Genomic DNA, 4414 nt, shown 5'->3' with positions numbered 1-4414 from the left:
CACCGACGACAAGGACAGCTACTTCGTCCTGCGTGAGAACCGCACCGACCCGAGCGTCGAGTACCGCATCGCCCTTCCGGCCGGCGCTCAGCTCATCGTCGACACCCAGCGCCTGTGGCACGCGACCACCCACAACGGCACCGAGCCGCGCTACTGCCTGATCACCTCGTGGGAGTCGGGCCCCGAGCTCGACGCCTACATCGAGAAGTACAACGGCACCGACCAGCACGAGCAGGTCGAGGTCGCGCAGGACGTGCTCGAGGCCGGCTACGCAGAGCAGGCCCGGCGGGATGCCGCTCGCGCGGCCTACTACGCCGCGAAGGGCCAGCAGGCCAAGCTCGCGATGAGCGAGGCGTGACCGTTCGACACATCAACGGAACGGCCCCGGTCACCGCGACCGGGGCCGTTCCGGCATCCGGAATCACACGCTTGTGATTCGCGCGGTTCTGGGCGATAATCGCCGTACAACCGCATAGTTCGCCGCATCTTCGGTTCAGGTCGTAGGGGAAGACGTACCTGATGAAACGGAGAGATCATGGCGACGGGATACGCACGCGGAGTGGTGTTCATCCACTCCGCTCCACGCGCGCTCTGCCCGCACCTCGAATGGGCGGTGGGACGCGCCATCGGTCGTGCCGTCAACTTCGACTGGAGCGATCAGCCCGTGCAGCAGGGCACCCGCCGCGCGGAGTTCTACTGGGATGCGCCCGCCGGCACCGGTGCGGCGCTCGCGACGGCGATCCGCGGCTGGGAGCATCTGCGCTTCGAGGTGTCGGAGGATCCGACACCAGCCAGTGAGGGCGGCCGATGGCTGCACACTCCCGATCTCGGGATCCACTACGCCCAGACCGACTCGGCGGGCAACATCGTGATCGGCGAAGACCGCATCCGCTATGCGATGGAGATCGCAGCCGGCAACGCGGCCGAGCTGCAGCGCGAACTCGACGTCGCTCTCGGCTCGGCGTGGGATGAGGAGCTTGAGCCGTTCCGTCACGCCGGCGACGACACGCACGTCGTCTGGCTGCACAAGGTCGGCTGATCGGGCCGACGCCGTCGCACAGGACGTGCGGGCGAGGCGCGAGTAGCGGGATCCGGTGATCGCACCCGGAGACCGGGAAAGCGAATCTCCCGCATCAGACAGAAGCCCCCGCCGGGGAAGGCGGGGGCTTCGTCGTGTCTGTTCGATGCGGTCGGGTCAGGCGCTGCGGAACGCGACGACCGCGTTGTGACCGCCGAAGCCGAACGAGTTGCTGATCGCGAGCAGGTCGCCCTCGCCCAGCGGCTGCGGCTCGGTGGAGAGCTTGAACGGCACCGCGGGATCCGGCTCGGTCATGTTGATGGTCGGGGGAGCGACGCGGTCGCGCAGCGCGAGGATCGTGAAGACGGCCTCGAGCGCGCCGGTGCCGCCGAGCAGGTGACCGGTCGACGCCTTGGTCGCCGAGACGGGGATCTCGTCGATACGGTCGCCGAACACGCGCTTGAGGGCTTCGTACTCGTTGGGGTCGCCGACCGGAGTGGAGGTCGCGTGCGCGTTGATGTGCGCGACCTCGTCCGGCGACGCGCCGGCCTGGGCGAGAGCCGCCTCGACGGCGCGCGCCGCGCCGGCTCCTTCGGGGTCGTTTCCGGTGATGTGGTACGAGTCGGCTGTCACGCCGCCGCCCACCACGTAGGCGTAGATCTTCGCCCCGCGGGCGGTGGCGTGCTCCTCGGTCTCGAGCACGAGAGCGGCGCCGCCCTCGCCCATCACGAAGCCGTCGCGATCGATCGCGCCGGGGCGGGATGCCGTGGCCGGGTCGTCGTTGCGTCGGGAGAGCGCCTGAGCCGAGGCGAACGATGCCATCGTGATCGGGTGGATCGCAGACTCGGCACCGCCGGCGATCACGACATCGGCGAGGTCGTCCTGCAGGTGCTGATAGGCGTTCGCGATCGACTCGGTGCTCGAGGCGCACGCGCTGACCACCGTGCGGGCGAATGCCTTCGCGTTGAAGTGCAGGGAGAGGTTGCCGGCGCCGGCATTCGGCATCAGCATGGGCACGGTCAGCGGCATCACGCGCCGCGGACCCTTTTCACGCAGCGTGTCCCAGGCATCCAGCAGCGTCCACACGCCGCCGATGCCGGTGGCCCAGTCGACGCCCAGACGCTCCGGAGCGACGTCGGGTGCCCCCGCGTCCTCCCACGCCTCGCGAGCGGCGATCATCGCGAACTGCGTCGACGGGTCGAGGCGCTTCGCCTCGTGACGCGGCAGCACCTCTTCGGGACGCACGATGGCCTCCGCAGCGAAGTGCACCGGGATCTGGTACTTCTCGATCCAGTCGTGCGGCAAGGTGCGGGTGCCGGACTGGCCGGCGAGCAGGTTCGCCCAGTTGTCGGGAGCCGTGCCGCCCAGAGCGGACGTGGCGCCGATACCGGTGACGACGATGCGCTTGGTCATGGGAGTCCTTCGTGAGGAGGAGGGATCGGGACAGGAGGATGCCACACCCCGCAGTCCGCGGGGGTGGCATCCGCGGGTGTTACTCCTGGCCGGCGACGATGAAGTTGACGGCGTCGGCGACGGTCTTCAGGTTCTTGACCTCGTCGTCGGGGATGGTGACGCCGAACTTCTCCTCGGCGTTGACGACGATCGTCATCATCGAGATCGAGTCGATGTCGAGGTCGTCGGTGAACGACTTCTCCATCGTGACCTCGGACGCGTCGATGCCCGTCTCGTCGGTGACCAGCTCAGCAAGGCCCGCGAGGACCTCGTCGTTGGTGAGAGCCATGGTGTTTCCTACTTTCTCGGAATGGGTTGAACCGGTGAACAGTCTAGGGAAGACGCGCACCCGATCAGGGCAGCACGACCACCTGCGCGCCGAAGACCAGACCGGCGCCGAACCCGATCTGCAGGGCCAGACCACCGCTCAGTTCCGGGTGCTCCTCGAGCAGCCGGTGCGTCGCGAGAGGGATCGAGGCGGCCGACGTGTTGCCGGTGGTCTCGATGTCGCGGGCGATGACGGTGGTCACGGGCAGCTTCAGCTGCTTGGCGAACTCCTCGATGATGCGCAGGTTCGCCTGGTGCGGGATGAATGCGGCGAGGTCGGATGCCTCGATGCCGGCCCGCTCGAGCGCCTCGCGGGCGACCTTGGCCATCTCCCACACCGCCCAGCGGAACACGCTCGGCCCCTCCTGGCGGAGCGTGGGCCAGGGAGCCTTGCCGTCGCGGAAGTCGGTGAGGGTGTGGTTCATGCCCACGAGGTCGGACTTCGAGCCGTCCGAGCCCCAGACGGTCGACGAGATGCCGGGCGTCTCGCTCGGGCCGATGACCACGGCGCCGGCTCCGTCGCCGAGCAGGAACGAGATGCTCCGGTCGGTGGGGTCGACGACATCCGAGAGCTTCTCGGCGCCGATGACGACGGCGTGGCGTGCGGCTCCGGCGCGGATGAGCGCATCCGCCTGCGCGATGGCGTAGGCGTACCCGGCGCACGCGGCGTTCATGTCGTAGGCCGCGGCAGGCGTGGCGCCGATCCGGTCGGCCACGATCGCGGCGACCGAGGGCGTCTGCTTCGGGTTGCTGATCGTCGCGATGATCACGAGATCGATCTCGGCCGGGTCGACCCCCGAGCGCTCGACGGCCTCCTTCGCCGCGTCGGTGGAGAGCTCGATCACGCTCGTCTCGGCGATCGCACGGGTGCGCGTGATGATGCCGGTGCGCTGCCGGATCCACTCATCGCTGGAGTCGATCGGCCCGACCAGATCGTCGTTGGGCACGGCGTTCTCGCCGCGCGCCGCGCCGACCGAGTAGATGCGCGTGTAGGCGGGGCCGCTGGCCTGCTTGAGGGTGCTCACGAGACTGCTCCGTTCTGCGATGACCCGGCCAGCAGCTCCGCGGCCGCGTCGAGGTCGTCGGGGGTCTTCACTGCGACATTCGGCACGCCGCGCAGGCCGCGCTTGGCGAGGCCGGTGAGGGCGCCGGCAGGGGCGAGCTCGATGAATCCGGTGATGCCGGCGGCGGCGAACGCCTCCATGCAGAGATCCCAGCGCACCGGCGACGACACCTGGGTCACGATGCGGTCGAGGGCGGCCTGTCCGTCGTCGACGACCGCGCCGTCGCGGTTCGACCAGAGTGTGACGGTCGGGTCGCTCGCCGAGACGGTCGACACGGCGGCGCGCAGCGTGTCGACGGCGGGAGCCATGTACGAGGTGTGGAATGCCCCGGCGACCTGCAGCGGCATCACGCGCACCGCGCGCGGAGCCCGCTCCGCGAGCTGCGCGAGCGCGGGCAGCGCGCCCGCCGCGACTATCTGCCCGGCGACGTTGTAGTTGGCAGCAGTGAGCTCGAGCTCGTCGAGCAGCGCGAGCACCTCGTCGGCGTCGCCCCCGAGCACCGCGCTCATGCCGGTGGGCGTGTGCGCGGCGGCATCCGCCATCGCGCGTCCGC

The 4414-nt window shown here is 69.6% G+C and carries 5 protein-coding genes and 1 pseudogene; 2 read left to right on the top strand and 4 right to left on the bottom strand.

Annotation, left to right across the window (positions count from 1 at the left end):
- Together RT309_RS13905 and RT309_RS13900 are read left to right on the top strand one after the other, a co-directional pair.
- Positions 1–358: pseudogene (locus RT309_RS13905) on the top strand (hypothetical protein); the annotation flags it as partial.
- A 177-nt stretch (positions 359–535) separates the two neighbouring features.
- Positions 536–1039, top strand: a complete 504-nt coding sequence (locus RT309_RS13900; RefSeq protein ID WP_313357983.1) for a DUF3145 domain-containing protein — start codon at positions 536–538, stop codon at positions 1037–1039.
- A gap of 156 nt (positions 1040–1195) precedes the next feature.
- Here the strand turns inward: RT309_RS13900 and RT309_RS13895 are convergent, their stop codons facing one another.
- From RT309_RS13895 to RT309_RS13880, 4 genes are all read right to left on the bottom strand, one after another.
- Positions 1196–2431 carry a beta-ketoacyl-[acyl-carrier-protein] synthase family protein gene (locus RT309_RS13895; RefSeq protein WP_313357982.1) on the bottom strand — a complete coding sequence of 412 codons (1236 nt, stop codon included), beginning with the start codon at positions 2429–2431 and terminating at the stop codon, positions 1196–1198.
- 79 nt (positions 2432–2510) lie between these two features.
- The gene (locus RT309_RS13890) at positions 2511–2759 is read right to left on the bottom strand and encodes an acyl carrier protein (protein WP_071641880.1); all 249 of its coding nucleotides are present in this window, start codon (positions 2757–2759) and stop codon (positions 2511–2513) included.
- Between the two features lie 64 nt (positions 2760–2823).
- Positions 2824–3822, bottom strand: coding sequence for a beta-ketoacyl-ACP synthase III (locus tag RT309_RS13885; RefSeq protein ID WP_313357978.1), 999 nt, complete (start codon positions 3820–3822; stop codon positions 2824–2826).
- Positions 3819–4414, bottom strand: a 596-nt coding sequence (locus RT309_RS13880) for an ACP S-malonyltransferase (RefSeq protein ID WP_313357976.1), incomplete at its 5' end; no start/stop codon positions are given. The genes RT309_RS13885 and RT309_RS13880, both read right to left, overlap by 4 nt.

The organism is Microbacterium sp., from assembly GCF_032084865.1.
In the GTDB taxonomy this organism is placed as follows: Bacteria; Actinomycetota; Actinomycetes; order Actinomycetales; family Microbacteriaceae; genus Microbacterium.
The sequence above is the reverse complement of the archived record's forward strand: the minus strand, read 5'-3'. Positions and strand labels throughout refer to the sequence as shown.